This is a genomic window from Pseudomonas mercuritolerans, from assembly GCF_025706525.1.
Classification (GTDB): Bacteria; Pseudomonadota; Gammaproteobacteria; order Pseudomonadales; family Pseudomonadaceae; genus Aquipseudomonas; species Aquipseudomonas mercuritolerans.
The window spans coordinates 624,832-641,755 of the sequence record NZ_JAMSHA010000001.1 but is presented as its reverse complement, the minus strand read 5'-3'; the positions used below and the strand labels follow the sequence as shown (position 1 = coordinate 641,755).

14 protein-coding genes are annotated in these 16,924 nt (G+C 60.2%); 12 read left to right on the top strand and 2 right to left on the bottom strand.

Annotated elements, in window-relative coordinates; translation table 11 throughout:
- The first annotated feature begins 45 nt into the window (after positions 1 to 45).
- From prpC to prpD, 4 genes are all read left to right on the top strand, one after another.
- Positions 46 to 1,173, top strand: coding sequence for a bifunctional 2-methylcitrate synthase/citrate synthase (gene prpC / locus ND528_RS02830; protein ID WP_263469630.1), 1,128 nt, complete (start codon positions 46 to 48; stop codon positions 1,171 to 1,173).
- Between the two features lie 198 nt (positions 1,174 to 1,371).
- Positions 1,372 to 3,966, top strand: coding sequence for a Fe/S-dependent 2-methylisocitrate dehydratase AcnD (gene acnD, locus ND528_RS02825; protein ID WP_263469629.1), 2,595 nt, complete (start codon positions 1,372 to 1,374; stop codon positions 3,964 to 3,966).
- 52 nt (positions 3,967 to 4,018) lie between these two features.
- Positions 4,019 to 5,209: a 2-methylaconitate cis-trans isomerase PrpF gene (gene prpF / locus ND528_RS02820; RefSeq protein WP_263469628.1), complete on the top strand. Its 1,191-nt coding sequence runs from the start codon at positions 4,019 to 4,021 to the stop codon at positions 5,207 to 5,209.
- Between the two features lie 114 nt (positions 5,210 to 5,323).
- On the top strand, positions 5,324 to 6,808 hold the full coding sequence (prpD, locus tag ND528_RS02815; RefSeq protein ID WP_263469627.1) for a 2-methylcitrate dehydratase: 1,485 nt from the start codon (positions 5,324 to 5,326) through the stop codon (positions 6,806 to 6,808).
- A 111-nt stretch (positions 6,809 to 6,919) separates the two neighbouring features.
- On the opposite strand, the gene ppsR is transcribed toward prpD, so the two are convergent.
- The gene (gene ppsR, locus ND528_RS02810; RefSeq protein WP_016773826.1) at positions 6,920 to 7,738 is read right to left on the bottom strand and encodes a posphoenolpyruvate synthetase regulatory kinase/phosphorylase PpsR; all 819 of its coding nucleotides are present in this window, start codon (positions 7,736 to 7,738) and stop codon (positions 6,920 to 6,922) included.
- A 174-nt stretch (positions 7,739 to 7,912) separates the two neighbouring features.
- Here ppsR and ppsA point away from each other — a divergent pair, with 174 nt between their 5' ends.
- The 8 genes from ppsA to ND528_RS02770 all read left to right on the top strand — a co-directional run bounded on the left by ppsA (position 7,913) and on the right by ND528_RS02770 (position 16,052).
- Positions 7,913 to 10,282 (top strand): phosphoenolpyruvate synthase, encoded by a 2,370-nt coding sequence (ppsA, locus tag ND528_RS02805; protein WP_263469626.1) that lies wholly within the window; start codon positions 7,913 to 7,915, stop codon positions 10,280 to 10,282.
- Between the two features lie 98 nt (positions 10,283 to 10,380).
- Complete coding sequence (locus ND528_RS02800) at positions 10,381 to 11,370, top strand: lysophospholipase (RefSeq protein ID WP_263469625.1); 990 nt, start codon at positions 10,381 to 10,383, stop codon at positions 11,368 to 11,370.
- A 211-nt stretch (positions 11,371 to 11,581) separates the two neighbouring features.
- A complete protein-coding gene (gene rraA, locus ND528_RS02795) occupies positions 11,582 to 12,073 on the top strand; it encodes a ribonuclease E activity regulator RraA (RefSeq protein ID WP_016773829.1) in 492 nt (163 codons plus the stop codon).
- 21 nt (positions 12,074 to 12,094) lie between these two features.
- Positions 12,095 to 13,090, top strand: coding sequence for a zinc transporter ZntB (locus ND528_RS02790; protein ID WP_263469624.1), 996 nt, complete (start codon positions 12,095 to 12,097; stop codon positions 13,088 to 13,090).
- A gap of 63 nt (positions 13,091 to 13,153) precedes the next feature.
- Positions 13,154 to 13,402, top strand: a complete 249-nt coding sequence (locus tag ND528_RS02785; protein WP_003223293.1) for a hypothetical protein — start codon at positions 13,154 to 13,156, stop codon at positions 13,400 to 13,402.
- A 2-nt stretch (positions 13,403 to 13,404) separates the two neighbouring features.
- Complete coding sequence (locus ND528_RS02780) at positions 13,405 to 14,229, top strand: mechanosensitive ion channel family protein (protein ID WP_016773831.1); 825 nt, start codon at positions 13,405 to 13,407, stop codon at positions 14,227 to 14,229.
- A gap of 90 nt (positions 14,230 to 14,319) precedes the next feature.
- Positions 14,320 to 14,910: an RNA polymerase sigma factor SigX gene (sigX, locus tag ND528_RS02775; protein WP_016773832.1), complete on the top strand. Its 591-nt coding sequence runs from the start codon at positions 14,320 to 14,322 to the stop codon at positions 14,908 to 14,910.
- Positions 14,911 to 15,017: 107 nt separating this feature from the next.
- Entirely contained in the window at positions 15,018 to 16,052 is a 1,035-nt protein-coding gene (locus ND528_RS02770) for an OmpA family protein (RefSeq protein WP_016773833.1), read from the top strand.
- 102 nt (positions 16,053 to 16,154) lie between these two features.
- Here ND528_RS02770 and cobA read toward each other — a convergent pair whose 3' ends face one another.
- Positions 16,155 to 16,916, bottom strand: a complete 762-nt coding sequence (cobA, locus tag ND528_RS02765) for a uroporphyrinogen-III C-methyltransferase (RefSeq protein WP_263469623.1) — start codon at positions 16,914 to 16,916, stop codon at positions 16,155 to 16,157.
- Positions 16,917 to 16,924 lie beyond the last annotated feature (8 nt).

Sequence of the window (16,924 nt, the reverse complement as noted above, 5' to 3'; positions counted from 1 at the left end):
CCGTAATTGCAGATTCCCTAACAAATTCAAGAATTGGAGATAGCAATGGCCGAAGCAAAAGTACTCAGTGGCGCCGGGCTCCGTGGCCAGGTTGCCGGGCAAACCGCATTGTCCACCGTGGGCCAGGCCGGTGCCGGGCTGACCTATCGCGGCTACGACGTGCGTGAACTGGCCGCCGACGCGCAATTTGAAGAAGTCGCCTATCTGCTGCTGTACGGCGAACTGCCGACCAAAGCGCAACTGGCCGACTATCAGACCAAACTGAGCAAGCTGCGCGACCTGCCGCAAGCTTTGAAAGAAGTTCTCGAAAGAATTCCCGCCGACGCCCACCCGATGGACGTCATGCGCACCGGTTGCTCGTTCCTCGGCAACATCGAACCGGAGAAAGATTTCTCCGAACAGCACGACAAGACCGATCGTCTGCTCGCCGCGTTCCCGGCGATCATGTGCTACTGGTATCGCTTCAGCCACGACGGCAAGCGCATCGACTGCGTCAGCGACGAACCGACCATCGGCGGCCACTTCCTGCACCTGCTGCACGACAAGAAGCCAAGCGAACTGCACGTCAAAGTGATGAACGTGTCGCTGATCCTCTACGCCGAACACGAATTCAATGCCTCGACCTTCACCGCGCGCGTTTGCGCCTCGACCCTTTCCGATCTGTATTCCTGCGTAACAGCGGCCATCGGTTCGCTGCGCGGTCCATTGCACGGCGGCGCCAACGAAGCGGCGATGGAAATGATCGAGCGCTTCTCGTCGCCGGAAGAGGCGATCAAAGGCACCCTCGGCATGCTCGAGCGCAAGGACAAGATCATGGGCTTCGGCCACGCGATCTATAAGGACAGCGACCCGCGCAACGAGGTGATCAAGGGCTGGGCGAAAAAACTCGCGGACGAGGTCGGCGACAAGGTGCTGTTCCCGGTTTCCGAGGCCATCGACAAGACCATGTGGGAGCAGAAGAAGCTGTTCCCGAATGCCGACTTCTATCACGCCTCGGCATACCACTTCATGGGCATCCCGACCAAGCTGTTCACGCCGATCTTCGTCTGCTCGCGCCTGACCGGCTGGGCCGCGCACGTGTTCGAACAGCGCGCCAACAACCGCATCATCCGCCCAAGCGCCGAATACACCGGCGTCGAACAGCGCAAGTTCGTGCCAATCGAACGTCGCTGAATGGTGAGCTGAGCCGGAACCAGAGAACCCCGCTAGACCCTGTGGGAGCGAGCCTGCTCGCGAAGACGGACTGGCATCCAACAAGGATGTCGACTGATCTACCGCTTTCGCGAGCAGGCTCGCTCCCACAGTGGACGGTGTGCAACTCAGGTGTCTGGCCTCACCCTTTGAAATCACCGTGACCCGAGTCCTGACCCGATGAACACAGAATTCCGCAAGAACCTGCCCGGCACGCCGCTGGATTACTTCGACACCCGCGCGGCGGTCGAGGCGATTGCGCCTGGCAGCTACGACACCCTGCCGTACACCTCCCGCGTGCTGGCGGAAAACCTCGTGCGTCGCTGTGACCCGGCCACGCTCACCGATTCGCTCAAGCAACTGATCGAGCGCAAGCGCGATCTTGATTTCCCGTGGTTCCCGGCGCGGGTGGTCTGCCATGACATCCTCGGCCAGACCGCGCTGGTCGACCTCGCTGGCCTGCGCGATGCCATCGCTTTGCAGGGCGGCGACCCGGCGCAGGTCAACCCGGTGGTGCCGACGCAATTGATCGTCGACCACTCGCTGGCCGTCGAGGCGGGCGGTTTCGATGCCCAGGCCTTCGAGAAGAACCGCGCCATCGAAGACCGCCGCAACGAAGACCGTTTCCACTTCATCAACTGGACCAAAAAGGCCTTCAAGAACGTCGACGTGATCCCGCCGGGCAACGGCATCATGCACCAGATCAACCTGGAGAAAATGTCGCCGGTGATTCAGGTGCGCGAAGGCGTGGCGTTCCCGGACACTTGCGTCGGCACCGACAGCCACACGCCGCACGTTGATGCGCTGGGCGTGATCGCCATCGGCGTTGGCGGCCTCGAAGCCGAGAGCGTGATGCTCGGCCGTGCGTCGTGGATGCGTTTGCCGGAAAGCGTTGGCGTCGAACTGACCGGCAAGCTGCAACCGGGCATCACCGCTACCGACATGGTCCTGGCCCTGACCGAGTACCTGCGCAAACAGAAAGTCGTCGGCGCGTGGCTGGAATTCTTTGGCGAAGGCGCGGCGGCGCTGACCCTCGGCGACCGCGCGACCATCTCCAACATGGCCCCGGAATACGGCGCCACGGCGGCGATGTTCTACATCGACCAGCAGACCATCGATTACCTGAAACTGACCGGTCGTGAAGACCAGCAGGTTCAATTGGTCGAGCAGTACGCCAAACTCACCGGCCTGTGGGCTGACAGCTTAAAGGGTGCGCGATACGAGCGTGGCCTGACCTTCGACTTGTCGTCGGTGGTGCGCAACATGGCCGGCCCGAGCAACCCGCACGCCCGCGTCGCGGTATCGGATCTGGCGGCCAAAGGCATCTCCGGCCAGTGGGATGACGTACCGGGGCAAATGCCCGACGGCGCGGTGATCATCGCCGCGATCACCAGTTGCACCAACACCAGCAACCCGCGCAACGTCATCGCCGCCGGCCTCTTGGCGCGCAATGCCAACAAGCTCGGCCTGACCCGCAAGCCGTGGGTCAAATCCTCGCTGGCGCCGGGCTCGAAAACCGTGGCGCTGTACCTCGATGAAGCGGGGCTGACCACTGAGCTGGAACAGCTGGGTTTCGGCGTCGTCGCGTTTGCCTGCACCACCTGCAACGGCATGTCCGGCGCGCTTGATCCGGTGATCCAGCAAGAGATCATCGACCGCGATCTGTACGCCACCGCCGTGCTGTCCGGCAACCGCAACTTCGACGGCCGCATTCACCCGTACGCCAAACAGGCATTCCTCGCCTCGCCGCCGCTGGTGGTTGCTTATGCGATCGCCGGGACCATCCGCTTCGATATCGAGAAAGATGTGCTGGGCGTGGTCGATGGTCGGGAAATTCGCCTGAAAGACATCTGGCCGAGCGATGAAGAAATCGATGCGGTGGTGAAGTCTTCGGTCAAGCCTGAGCAGTTCCGTCAGGTCTACATTCCGATGTTCGCCGTGCATGAAGACACCGGGCCGAAAGTCGCGCCGCTGTACGACTGGCGCGAGATGAGCACCTACATCCGCCGTCCGCCGTACTGGGAAGGCGCGCTGGCCGGCGCCCGTCCGTTGAAGGGCATGCGCCCGCTGGCGGTGCTGCCGGACAACATCACCACTGATCACCTGTCGCCATCGAACGCGATCATGCTCGACAGCGCCGCCGGCGAATACCTGGCGAAAATGGGCCTGCCGGAAGAGGACTTCAACTCCTACGCCACCCACCGTGGCGACCACCTGACGGCCCAGCGCGCGACCTTCGCCAACCCGAAGCTGTTCAACGAAATGGTCGTGGAAAACGGCAAGGTCAAGCAGGGTTCGCTGGCGCGTGTCGAGCCGGAAGGGCAGGTCATGCGCATGTGGGAAGCCATCGAAACCTACATGCAGCGCAAGCAGCCGCTGATCATCATCGCTGGCGCTGACTACGGTCAGGGTTCGTCCCGCGACTGGGCGGCGAAAGGCGTGCGCCTGGCCGGCGTCGAGGCGATTGCCGCTGAAGGGTTCGAGCGCATTCACCGCACCAACCTGGTGGGCATGGGCGTGTTGCCGCTGGAATTCAAACCCGGCACCAACCGCCACACCCTGGCCATCGACGGCAGCGAAACCTACGACGTGATCGGCGAACGCAAGCCGCGCGCGGATCTGACGCTGGTGATTCATCGCAAGAATGGCGAGCGCGTCGAAGTGCCGGTGACCTGCCGTCTCGATACCGCTGAAGAAGTGTCGATCTACGAGGCCGGCGGCGTGTTGCAGCGCTTTGCTCAGGACTTCCTCGAAGGATCGGCGGTCGCCGTTTAAATCAACGTGTGGGCATGGGATTTCAAGTCCCATGCCTTCGGTAAGGAGCACCATGGCTCACGCACCACAAATCAGAATCCCTGCGACTTACATGCGCGGCGGCACCAGCAAAGGCGTGTTCTTCAGCCTCACCGATCTGCCCGAAGTCGCGCAGGTGCCCGGTCCGGCGCGCGATGCGTTGCTGCTACGGGTGATCGGCAGCCCCGATCCCTACGACAAGCAGATCGACGGCATGGGCGGCGCGACGTCGAGCACCAGCAAAACCGTGATCCTGTCGAAAAGCACCCGCGCCGATCACGACGTCGATTACCTGTTCGGCCAGGTGTCGATCGACAAGCCGTTCGTCGACTGGAGCGGCAACTGCGGCAACCTCTCGGCGGCGGTCGGTTCGTTCGCCATCAGCAACGGTCTGGTCGACGCCAGCCGCATTCCGCACAACGGTGTGGCGGTGGTGCGCGTGTGGCAGGCCAACATCGGCAAGACCATCATCGCCCACGTGCCGATCACCAATGGCGAAGTGCAGGAAACCGGTGATTTCGAACTCGACGGCGTGACCTTTCCAGCGGCCGAAGTGCAGGTCGAATTCATGGATCCGGCGGCGGAAGAAGAGGGCGGTGGTGGCTCGATGTTCCCCACCGGCAATCTGGTCGATGAGCTGGAAGTGCCGGGTGTCGGCACGTTCAAGGCGACCATGATCAACGCCGGGATCCCGACGATTTTCGTCAACGCCGAAGACATCGGTTACACCGGCACCGAACTGCAGGGCGCGATCAACGGCGATCCAAAAGCGCTGCTGATGTTCGAGACGATTCGTGCTTACGGTGCGTTGCGCATGGGCCTGATCGCCAATCTGGAAGAAGCCGCCAAGCGGCAGCACACGCCGAAAGTTGCGTTCGTCGCCAAGCCTGCGGATTACGTGGCGTCGAGTGGTAAAGCGATTGCCGCTGGTGATGTCGATCTGCTGGTGCGCGCGTTGTCGATGGGCAAGCTGCACCACGCGATGATGGGCACGGCGGCAGTGGCGATCGGCACGGCGGCGGCGATTTCCGGGACGTTGGTCAATCTTGCTGCTGGTGGGATTGAGCGCAATGCGGTGCGTTTCGGCCATCCGTCCGGGACGTTGCGCGTGGGCGCTGAGGCAACGCTGGAGAATGGCGAGTGGGTGGTGAAGAAAGCCATCATGAGCCGCAGTGCGCGGGTGCTCATGGAAGGTTACGTCCGAGTGCCCGGAGATTCTTTCTGACTTAACACAAAACCAGGTAGGAGCTGCCGAAGGCTGCGATCTTTTGATCTTGATCGCGAAAAACAAAATCAAAAGATCGCAGCCTTCGGCAGCTCCTACAGGAGTGAATCGAACATGAGCGCCAACGTCGACCTGAACAACCGCCCCGATTACGACGCAGTCCTGCAGGACATCGCCGACTACGTCCTCACCTTCAAGCCCGAATCCGCCGAAGCGCTGGACACCGCGCGCAATTGCCTGATCGACACGCTGGGCTGCGGTCTGCTGGCCCTGCGTTTCCCCGAATGCACGAAGCACCTCGGCCCGATCGTCGAGGGCACGGTTGTGCCGTTCGGCGCACGGGTGCCAGGCACCAGTTATCGCCTCGATCCGGTCAAAGCCGCTTGGGATATCGGCTGCATCGTCCGCTGGCTCGACTACAACGACACCTGGCTTGCCGCCGAATGGGGCCATCCATCGGACAACCTCGGCGCCATCCTCGCCGTGGCCGATCACCTGTCACAGAGACGCATCGCCAACGGTGAGGCGCCGCTGACGGTCCGCGATGTGCTGGAAGCGATGATCATGGCCCACGAGATTCAAGGCGTGATCGCCCTGGAAAACTCCTTTAACCGGGTAGGACTGGATCACGTCATTCTGGTGAAAGTCGCATCAGCTGCCGTCAGCGCCCGACTGATGGGCGCCAATCGCGAGCAGTTGCTGTCGGCGCTGTCCCACGCCTTCGCCGACGGTCAGGCGCTGCGCACCTATCGCCACGCTCCCAACGCCGGCTCACGCAAATCCTGGGCGGCGGGGGATGCGGCGAGTCGTGGCGTGCGTCTGGCCGACATCGCCATGCGCGGCGAGATGGGCATTCCCGGTGTGTTGAGCGCGAAGCAGTGGGGCTTTTATGACGTGCTGTTCAGCCACACCAACAACGATCTGGCGCTCAAGCCCGAGGACAAACGCGCTTTCAGCTTCTCCCGGCCGTTCGGCAGTTACGTGATGGAAAACGTGCTGTTCAAGATCAGTTTCCCCGCCGAATTCCATGCGCAGACGGCATGCGAGGCGGCGGTGACCTTGCATCCGCTGGTTCGCAATCGGCTGCATGAGATCGACCGCATCGTCATCACCACCCATGAATCGGCGATCCGCATTATTTCCAAGGTCGGCCCGCTGGCCAACGCCGCCGACCGCGATCATTGCCTGCAATACATGACCGCCGTGCCGCTGGCATTCGGCAATCTGGTGGCGGAGCACTACGAAGACGACTTCCACAAGGCGCATCCGATCATCGATGTGCTGCGCGAAAAAATGCTCATCGTTGAAGAACCGCGCTTTACCCGTGAATACCTTGAGCCCGACAAACGCTCGATTGCCAACGCCGTGCAGGTGTTTTTCAAGGACGGCAGCAGCACCGACAACGTCGTGGTGGAGTACCCGATCGGCCATCGCCGCCGCCGCGCCGAGGGCATTCCGTTGCTGGAGGACAAGTTCAAGGCCAACCTGGCCACGCGGTTTGCCGGCCAACGTTGCGCTGAGATATTTGCGCTGTGCGAGGATCAGGCGCGGCTGGAAGCCACAGCGGTGAATCGATTCATCGATCTGTTTGTGCTCTGACAGACCGCGTTATCGTTCTTCGCGAGCAGGCTCGCTCCCACAGTCGTTACGATGCAGGTCTACTGTGGGAGCGAGCCTGCTCGCGAAGGCGCCAGATCAGGCGACGCCGGACTACTTGAACCGCCGCTCAACGCCTTTTTCCACGAGAATCTTCGCCGAAATCTCTTCCACGGAGAAATGCGTGGAATTGATGTGCGGAATGTTTTCGCGGCGGAACAGGTTCTCCACTTCGCGCACTTCGAATTCGCACTGGGCATAACTCGAATAACGGCTGTTGGGCTTGCGCTCATTGCGGATCGCAGTGAGGCGGTCGGGGTCGATGGTCAGGCCGAACAGCTTGTGCTGATGGGCGCGCAGAGCCGTCGGCAGGGTCAGGCGTTCCATGTCGTCTTCGGTCAGCGGATAGTTGGCTGCGCGGATACCGAACTGCATGGCCATGTACAGACACGTCGGCGTTTTGCCGCATCGCGACACGCCCACTAGTATCAGATCGGCTTTGTCGTAATAGTGGGTGCGCGCGCCGTCGTCGTTGTCGAGGGCGAAGTTGACCGCCTCGATGCGCTCCATGTAATTGGAGTTGTGCCCGATGGAATGGGACTTGCCCACGGTGTAGGAAGAATGCTCGGTGAGCTCCTGTTCGAGCGGCGCGAGGAAGGTCGAGAAAATGTCGATCATGAAACCATTGGACGTTGCGAGAATCTCACGAATGTCCTGATTGACGATGGTGTCGAAGATGATCGGCCGAAAGCCGTCGGTTTCAGCGGCTTTGTTGATTTGTTGTACCATGGCCCGCGCTTTTTCCACGCTGTCGATGTAAGGCCGCGTGAATTTGCTGAAGGTAATGTTTTCGAACTGCGCCAACAGGCTTTGACCCAGGGTTTCGGCGGTAATGCCGGTGCCATCGGAGATGAAGAAAGCAGATCGTTTCATTTGCACCTTGGGCCTTAAGCTAGTAACGAATCTTGGATATGATAGGCGCGATTTGCCGGCCGCCATTGGCCCGCATTCTCACTTATTTTCCAGGTCCAGGCCATACAACCGGCCAAGGCTCCCCCGGGCCGCCGGTTTCTGAGCTTTTCCAACACAGTTAGTGGAGAGATCACCTTGGTAGAGTACGTAGTTTCCCTCGATAAGCTCGGCAAACACGATGTTGAGCATGTGGGGGGCAAGAACGCATCCCTGGGCGAGATGATCAGTAACCTGGCAGGCGCCGGTGTTTCGGTCCCCGGCGGCTTCGCCACGACGGCTCAGGCCTATCGTGACTTCCTCGAACTGAGCGGCCTGAACGAGCAGATCCACAAGGCCCTCGACGCGCTCGACGTCGACGACGTCAATGCCCTGGCCAAGACCGGTGCGCAGATCCGCCAATGGATCATGGACGCCGAATTCCCTGAAAAGCTCAACACCGAGATCCGCACCGCGTTCGCCGCGCTGTCGGCCGGCAATCCTGACGTGGCCGTGGCCGTGCGTTCTTCCGCCACCGCCGAAGACCTGCCGGACGCCTCGTTCGCCGGTCAGCAGGAAACCTTCCTGAACATCCGTGGTGTGGAAAACGTAATCCGCGCCGCCAAAGAGGTGTTCGCTTCGCTGTTCAACGACCGTGCGATTTCCTACCGCGTGCACCAGGGCTTCGACCACAAACTGGTCGCCCTGTCGGCTGGCGTGCAGCGCATGGTGCGTTCGGAAACTGGCACCGCCGGCGTGATGTTCACCCTCGATACCGAATCGGGTTTCCGTGACGTGGTGTTCATCACCGGCGCTTATGGCCTGGGCGAAACCGTTGTACAAGGCGCGGTCAACCCGGATGAGTTCTACGTACACAAAGGCACCCTGGAAGCCGGTCGTCCGGCCATCCTGCGTCGCAACCTGGGCAGCAAAGCCATCAAGATGATCTACGGCGACGAGGCCAAGGCCGGTCGTTCGGTCAAGACTGTCGATGTCGACAAGGCCGAACGCGCGCGTTTCTGCCTGACCGACGCCGAAGTCAGTGAGCTGGCCAAGCAGGCGATGATCATCGAGAAGCACTACGGCTGCCCGATGGACATCGAGTGGGCCAAGGACGGTGACGACGGCAAGCTGTACATCGTGCAAGCGCGTCCGGAAACCGTGAAAAGCCGCACCCAGGCCAACGTCATGGAGCGTTACCTGCTGAAAGAAACCGGCACCGTGCTGGTGGAAGGTCGGGCGATCGGCCAGCGCATCGGCGCCGGCAAAGTACGCATCATCAAAGACGTCTCGGAAATGGACAAAGTCCAGCCGGGCGACGTGCTGGTTTCCGACATGACCGACCCGGACTGGGAACCGGTGATGAAGCGCGCCAGCGCCATTGTCACCAACCGGGGCGGGCGTACCTGCCACGCGGCGATCATCGCCCGTGAGCTGGGCATCCCGGCGGTGGTAGGTTGCGGCAACGCCACCCAGCTGCTGAAGGATGGCCAGGGCGTGACCGTGTCCTGCGCCGAAGGCGACACCGGCTACATCTTCGAAGGCGAACTGGGCTTCGACATCAAGAAGAACTCCGTCGACGCCATGCCGGAGCTGCCGTTCAAGATCATGATGAACGTCGGCAACCCGGACCGCGCCTTCGACTTCGCCCAATTGCCGAACGCCGGCGTTGGTCTGGCGCGTCTGGAATTCATCATCAACCGCATGATCGGCGTGCACCCGAAAGCGCTGTTGAACTACGACGGCCTGCCGCAGGAAATCAAGGACAGCGTCGACAAGCGCATCGCCGGTTACAACGACCCGGTCGACTTCTACGTCGACAAACTGGTGGAAGGCATCAGCACTCTCGCTGCTGCGTTCACGCCGAAAAAAGTCATCGTGCGGCTGTCGGACTTCAAGTCCAACGAATACGCCAACCTGATCGGCGGCAAGCTCTACGAGCCGGAAGAAGAAAACCCGATGCTGGGCTTCCGTGGTGCTTCGCGTTACATCAGCGAATCGTTCCGCGACTGCTTCGAACTCGAATGCCGCGCGCTGAAACGCGTGCGCAACGAGATGGGCCTGACCAACGTTGAAATCATGGTGCCGTTCGTCCGTACTCTCGGCGAAGCCAGCCAGGTCGTCGATCTGCTCGCCGAAAACGGCTTGAAACGCGGCGAGAATGGCCTGCGCGTGATCATGATGTGCGAGCTGCCATCCAACGCGATTCTGGCTGAGGAATTCCTCGAATTCTTCGACGGTTTCTCCATCGGTTCCAACGACCTGACCCAACTGACGCTGGGTCTGGACCGTGACTCCGGGATCATCGCGCACTTGTTCGACGAGCGTAATCCAGCGGTGAAAAAGCTGTTGGCCAATGCCATTCAGGCCTGCAACAAGGCCGGCAAGTACATCGGCATCTGCGGTCAGGGTCCTTCCGACCACCCGGATCTGGCCAAGTGGCTGATGGAACAGGGCATCGAAAGCGTGTCGCTGAACCCGGACACCGTGCTGGAAACCTGGTTCTTCCTCGCCGAAGGTCAGGCTTGATCAGTATGTAATTGGCCCGCACCCCATGTGGGAGCGGGCCTTGAGATTTAAGTAGGGCGGGCTCCAGCGGATGCCGCCCTTTTTTGTGCAAGAGCATTATGCAAAGCAGCAGCAACCTGTTTCCTGTCGCGCTGATCAGCGCCGAACGGCGCGGCGATCTGAGCGAAGACGTCTATCGATTGAAACCCGGCAACAGCCCGGACTGGTCCGTGGAGATCGCCGTCACCCGCCTGGGCATGGCCGATGACACGGCGCCACGCGGCGTGCCGGTGATTCTGTTGCACGGCAGCTTTTCCAATCGGCGCTTCTGGTTTTCCCCCAAAGGCCTCGGGCTCGGCGCGTATCTGACGCGGCTGGGCTTCGACGTGTGGATCTCGGAAATGCGTGGTCACGGCTTGTCCCAGCGCAACGAAGACTATCGGCGCAACCGCGTGGCCTACTACGCCCGTTACGATCTGCCGGCGATTGCCGCGTTCGTGCGTGAGCAAAGTGGACAGATCCCGCACTGGATCGGCCATTCCCTGGGCGGCATTACCCTGGCGGCGGCACTCGGTGGCGAATACCTCGGCGAACCGGCCGTGGCCTCGGCGGCGTTTTTCGGCACCCAGGTCAGCCGTACCTATTGGCCACTGAAGATTCCACCGGTGGAGTGGGGCGGGCGCTTCATTCTCAAGCGGTTCGCGCAGCTGTCCGGCTCACGCCTCAAACGCGGTCCGGAAGACGAGCCGATCGGCCTGGCCATCGAAAGCATGCGCTGGTACGGCTTGTTCGGTCGCTTCGGCGACAAGGACAAGGACTGGTGGGCCGGACTTGCCGAGGTTCAGCTGCCGGTGCTGGCCGTGACCGCAGCGGGCGATCATCAGGATCCGGCGTGGGCCTGCCGCAAGCTGTTCGAGCAGATCGGCTCCGAGCACAAGCAGTTCATCATTCTGGGGCGCGAGCAGGGCTTCTCGGATAATTTCGGCCATGTCGAAATGCTGGTGAGCAAAGCAGCGCAGGCGGAGGTATGGCCGCTGGTGGCGCGCTGGTTGAACGATCAGCAGACGCCATTGCTGGCGCAGACGACGGATCTGGCCGCTGCAGTGTGAGGGGCGTTCCGTTCAGCCTGGCTTGCGGCTAAGATATGACGCATTGTGCGGTTCCGGTCATATTTCGTGACTGTTTAGCGATAACGTTTCAGCCGCGGTTCAGGTTCGCTCAGCGACCATGGCATGGACTAAGGTAAACAGCGACCGCCGGAACTCGTCTCATCAGAATGCGGCATCCCTTGATCGTCTTCCTTGTTACAGGAGTTTTTCGATGGAACATTACCTTACGCCTGACCTGTGCGACGCCTACCCGGAGCTGGTGCAGGTGCTGGAACCGATGTTCAGCAATTTCGGCGGCCGGGATTCCTTCGGCGGCGAAATCGTGACCATCAAATGCTTCGAAGACAATTCGCTGGTCAAGGAGCAGGCCGAACTCAACGGCAAAGGCAAAGTGCTGGTGGTCGATGGCGGCGGTTCGCTGCGCCGCGCCCTGCTGGGCGACATGATCGCCGCCAAGGCCGCGCAGAACGGTTGGGAAGGGCTGGTGATCTATGGTTGCATTCGTGACGTCGACGTCATTGCGCAGACCGATCTCGGCGTGCAGGCGCTGGCCAGCCACCCGATGAAAACCGACAAGCGCGGGATTGGCGACCTCAACGTCCCGGTGACATTCGCTGGCGTGACGTTCCACCCGGGCCAGTACATTTATGCGGACAACAACGGCGTGATCGTGTCGCCGAGCCCGCTGAAAATGCCTGAATAAGCTTTTCGACAAGGGATGCGGATGTTCGAGGAAGAAAACGCGCAATGGGGGCTGGTGCATGCCCTGGTGCTGGACGGCAAGGGCGGTGCGCGTTCGATAGCCCGGACTGAGCTCGACGATTTGCAGCTGCAGGCCCATGAAAGCCTGTGGCTGCACTGGGATCGCAGCCATCCGCAGACCAGTACCTGGCTGCGCAAATCCAGCGGGCTCAATGAATTCACCTGCGATCTGTTGCTGGAAGAGAATACCCGCCCGCGTCTGTTGCCATTGCCCGACTCCGAGCTGTTGCTGTTTCTGCGCGGGGTCAATCTCAACCCGGGCGCCGAGCCGGAAGACATGGTTTCGGTGCGGATTTTCGCCTCGGCTCAGCGAGTGATTTCCCTGCGCTTGCGTCCGTTGCGCGCTACGGATGAGTTGCTGGCGCTGCTGGGTGAGGGCAAAGGGCCGAGAACTTCCTCGGAATTGATGCTGTATCTGGCGCAGTTCCTCACCAACAAAGTGCAGGATCTGGTCACATGCCTGTCGGAAGTGGTCGATGAGGAAGAAGAAAAGCTCGACGCCGACGAACGGTATACGCCTGAGCATGGGGCGATTTTGCACATCCGCCGCAGAGCCGCTGGGCTGAAGCGTTTTCTCGCGCCACAGCGGGATATTTTCGGACAGCTGACGCGGATCAAACTGCCGTGGTTCGTCGAAGACGACGCCGACTACTGGAACGAATTGAACAACAGCCTGACCCGTTATCTGGAAGAGCTGGAATTGACCCGAGAGCGCGTGGGGCTTGTGCTGGAGGCCGAAGACCGGCGTTTGAGCGTGCACATGAACCGCACCATGTACCGCTTCGGCATCATTACCTGCATCTTTTTGCCGATGAGTTTCATCACCGGTCTGCTCGGGATAAATGTCGGCGGTATTCCGTTCGCCGAAAGCCCGTATGGCTTCCTGATCGCCTGTCTGACGGTGCTCGCCCTGGCATTCGGCCAGTGGTGGTTGTTCCGTCGATTGCGCTGGGTGTGAACATGGCGCATGTGACCCGAGCAAATCTGCCCGCGTCTTTCACAGACATCACGAGAGGTGCGTATGCACGATCCGTTTGAACAGTCTTTGCGCGACATGCTCAACGCTTCGCCGTCCAGCCGCGACGACGATGCGTGCCTTGGCCGCGTACTCAAAACCGCCAACCGCCAGGTCGGCGCCGGTGATCTGTTCAGCCTGCTGGGCCGCTGGCTGCCCGCGCTGATGATTGCCCTGAACAATGGCTCGGCGCATGTCTCGCCGGTTTCCCGTCTTCGTAAAACCACTGCTCGCACTGCTGATAAGGCTGATTGAATATGGAACTTGATCTCTGGACTCAGAGCCTCGTCACTGCAATGACTGCGTTGTGGACCAAAGTCGCTAACTTCATTCCGAACCTGTTCGGCGCACTGGTTGTGCTGCTGCTGGGTTTCGTCGTGGCCAAGCTGCTCGACACCTTGCTCTCCAAATTGCTCGCCAAACTGGGCCTCGATCGCCTGATGGGCGGCACCGGGCTGACCAAGCTGATGTCGCGCGCCGGGCTGCAAGTGCCGATCTCGACCTTGATCGGTAAAATCGTCTACTGGTTCGTTCTGCTGATTTTTCTGGTATCTGCGGCAGAATCCCTTGGCCTCGAGCGAGTTTCAGCTACGCTGGACATGCTGGCGTTGTATCTGCCGAAAGTATTCGGCGCCGCGCTGGTGTTGCTGGTCGGGGTCCTGCTGGCGCAACTGGCCAACGGGCTGGTGCGCGGCGCAGCAGAAGGCGTAGGCCTGGACTACGCTTCGGGGTTGGGGCGGATCGCGCAGGGGCTGGTGATCATCATCAGCATCTCGGTGGCGATCAGCCAGCTCGAGGTCAAGACCGACCTGCTGAACCATGTGATTGTTATCGTATTGATTACCGTTGGTCTGGCAGTTGCGCTGGCCATGGGTTTGGGAAGCCGGGAAATTGCCGGTCAGATTCTTGCGGGAATCTATGTGCGTGAGCTGTACGAGGTTGGGCAACAAGTGCGTGTTGGCGAGGTCGAAGGCCAGATCGAAGAGATCGGCACGGTTAAAACCACATTGCTGACCGATGAGGGTGAGCTAGTCTCTCTCTCCAATCGGATCCTGCTGGAACAGCATGTGAGTAGCCGCTAAACCGGCAAACCCTGCTAATGTATGCCGCCGCAAAATGCCAGCCGAGGCTGGTTGTGGCGGACATTGACCTGACTGTCGGCACGACTTGTTTTGAATAAAGCCCAACCGCTATCCACGCGCTACGACCCCCGCGAGCTCTCTGATGAGGAGTTGGTCGCGCGCTCGCATACCGAGCTGTTTCACGTAACGCGCGCCTACGAAGAGTTGATGCGGCGTTACCAGCGAACATTATTTAACGTCTGCGCGAGATATCTTGGGAACGATCGCGACGCAGACGATGTCTGTCAGGAAGTGATGCTGAAGGTGCTGTACGGCCTGAAGAACTTCGAGGGGAAATCGAAGTTCAAAACCTGGCTTTACAGCATCACTTACAACGAATGCATCACGCAGTATCGGAAGGAACGGCGTAAGCGTCGCTTGATGGACGCTCTCAGTCTGGACCCTCTTGAAGAAGCGTCTGAAGAAAAGGCGCCGAAGCCGGAGGAGAAGGGTGGGCTTGATCGCTGGCTGGTGTATGTGAATCCGATTGACCGCGAAATTCTGGTGCTACGATTTGTCGCAGAGCTGGAGTTTCAGGAGATCGCAGACATCATGCACATGGGTTTGAGTGCGACAAAAATGCGTTACAAACGCGCTCTAGATAAATTGCGTGAGAAATTTGCAGGCATTGCTGAAACTTAGTTCAGCGCAAATATCTCTTACGTGTAGGCAAGTTCTGATAGACTTGCCGCCGAGTTGTCCCCCGGTTTGCGGGACTGCTTCACAATCACCAGATGGGGATTTAACGGATGAAACTGAAAAACACCTTGGGCTTGGCCATTGGTTCTCTGATTGCCGCCACTTCGTTCGGCGCTCTGGCACAAGGCCAAGGCGCAGTTGAAATCGAAGGCTTCGCTAAGAAAGAACAATTCGACAGCGCTCGTAACTTCAAGAACAACGGCAACCTGTTCGGCGGTTCGATCGGTTACTTCCTGACCGACGACGTTGAACTGCGTCTGGGCTACGACGAAGTGCACAACGTACGTGCCGACGATGGCAAGAACGTCAAAGGCGCTAACACCGCTCTGGACGCTCTGTACCACTTCAACAACCCAGGCGACATGATTCGTCCATACGTTTCGGCCGGTTTCTCTGACCAGAGCATCGACCAGAACGGTTCGAACGGTCGTAACCGTTCCACCTTCGCCAACGTTGGCGGCGGTGCCAAGCTGTACTTCACCGAGAACTTCTACGCCCGTGCCGGCGTTGAAGCTCAGTACAACATCGACCAGGGCGACACCGAGTGGGCTCCTAGCGTTGGTATCGGTGTGAACTTCGGTGGCGGCTCCAAGCCAGCTGCTGCTCCAGTTCCAGCACCTGCTGAAGTCTGCTCCGACAGCGACAACGATGGCGTTTGCGACAACGTTGACAAGTGCCCGGACACCCCAGCCAACGTAACCGTTGACGCTGATGGCTGCCCAGCAGTTGCTGAAGTTGTTCGTGTTGAGCTGGACGTGAAATTCGACTTCGACAAGTCGGTAGTCAAGCCAAACAGCTACGGCGACATCAAAAACCTGGCTGACTTCATGAAGCAGTACCCATCCACCACCACTACTGTTGAAGGTCACACTGACTCCGTCGGTCCTGACGCTTACAACCAGAAACTGTCCGAGCGTCGTGCAAACGCCGTTAAGCAGGTTCTGACCAACCAGTACGGTGTTGAATCGTCCCGCGTTCAGTCTGTTGGCTACGGCGAATCCCGCCCAGTTGCTGACAACAAAACTGACGCTGGCCGCGCTGTAAACCGTCGCGTAGAAGCGCAGGTTGAAGCTCAAGCTAAGTAATTAGCTGCCGCTGATGGAAAAGCCCGGCTCAGGCCGGGCTTTTCTTTGTCTGCGATTTGGCTTTGAATCTTGAAAGATCGCAGCCTGCGGCAGCTCCTACATTCAGATCATATGTGTCCTGTAGGAGCTGCCGAAGGCTGCGATCTTTTGCTCTTCCACGACAGCAGCCACCGCACCAATCACCAGAATCGCCGGGCTTTTCAATTCAAACGCCGAGGCATCCTCAGCCATCGCACTCAGGTCACTGCGACACTCACGCTGATGCGCCAAAGAGGCGTTTTCGATCATCGCCACCGGCGTATCCGCCGCCATCCCTCCGGCCAGCAGCTGATCACGAATCTCGCCCAGCTTGGCCACGCCCATGTAAACCACCAGCGTCGTCCCGCCTTGCGCCAGCGCCTGCCAGTTCAACTGGCTGTCATCCTGCGTGTGCGCAGTGACCAGCGTCACCCCGCGCGCGACGCCACGCAACGTCAGCGGAATATCGCACTGGGTCGCCCCGGCCAGCCCGGCGGTAATGCCATTGACCAGTTCCACTTCAACCCCGCGCTCGCGCAACCACTGGGCTTCTTCGCCACCGCGCCCGAAAATGCTCGGATCGCCGCCCTTGAGCCGTACCACGCATTTGCCCTGGCGCGCATAACGCAGCATCAGGCGATGAATGAACGCCTGTGGCGTCGAACGGCAGCCGCCGCGTTTACCCACCGGGATCACCCGAGCAGCCGGGCAGTGCTCCAGCACGGCGTCGTTGACCAGATCATCGATCATCACCACATCGGCCTCGCGCAACGCGCGCACTGCTTTGAGCGTCAGCAACTCTGGATCGCCAGGGCCTGCGCCCACCAGCCAGACTTTCGCATTCATGGTGTTGT

Coding starts and splice junctions, on each gene's coding strand:
- prpC (WP_263469630.1), top strand. CDS start 46: ATGGCCGAAGCAAAAGTACTCAGTGGCGCCGGGCTCCGTGGCCAGGTT.
- acnD (WP_263469629.1), top strand. CDS start 1,372: ATGAACACAGAATTCCGCAAGAACCTGCCCGGCACGCCGCTGGATTAC.
- prpF (WP_263469628.1), top strand. CDS start 4,019: ATGGCTCACGCACCACAAATCAGAATCCCTGCGACTTACATGCGCGGC.
- prpD (WP_263469627.1), top strand. CDS start 5,324: ATGAGCGCCAACGTCGACCTGAACAACCGCCCCGATTACGACGCAGTC.
- ppsR (WP_016773826.1), bottom strand. CDS start 7,738: ATGAAACGATCTGCTTTCTTCATCTCCGATGGCACCGGCATTACCGCC.
- ND528_RS02800 (WP_263469625.1), top strand. CDS start 10,381: ATGCAAAGCAGCAGCAACCTGTTTCCTGTCGCGCTGATCAGCGCCGAA.
- rraA (WP_016773829.1), top strand. CDS start 11,582: ATGGAACATTACCTTACGCCTGACCTGTGCGACGCCTACCCGGAGCTG.
- ND528_RS02790 (WP_263469624.1), top strand. CDS start 12,095: ATGTTCGAGGAAGAAAACGCGCAATGGGGGCTGGTGCATGCCCTGGTG.
- ND528_RS02785 (WP_003223293.1), top strand. CDS start 13,154: ATGCACGATCCGTTTGAACAGTCTTTGCGCGACATGCTCAACGCTTCG.
- ND528_RS02780 (WP_016773831.1), top strand. CDS start 13,405: ATGGAACTTGATCTCTGGACTCAGAGCCTCGTCACTGCAATGACTGCG.
- ND528_RS02770 (WP_016773833.1), top strand. CDS start 15,018: ATGAAACTGAAAAACACCTTGGGCTTGGCCATTGGTTCTCTGATTGCC.
- cobA (WP_263469623.1), bottom strand. CDS start 16,916: ATGAATGCGAAAGTCTGGCTGGTGGGCGCAGGCCCTGGCGATCCAGAG.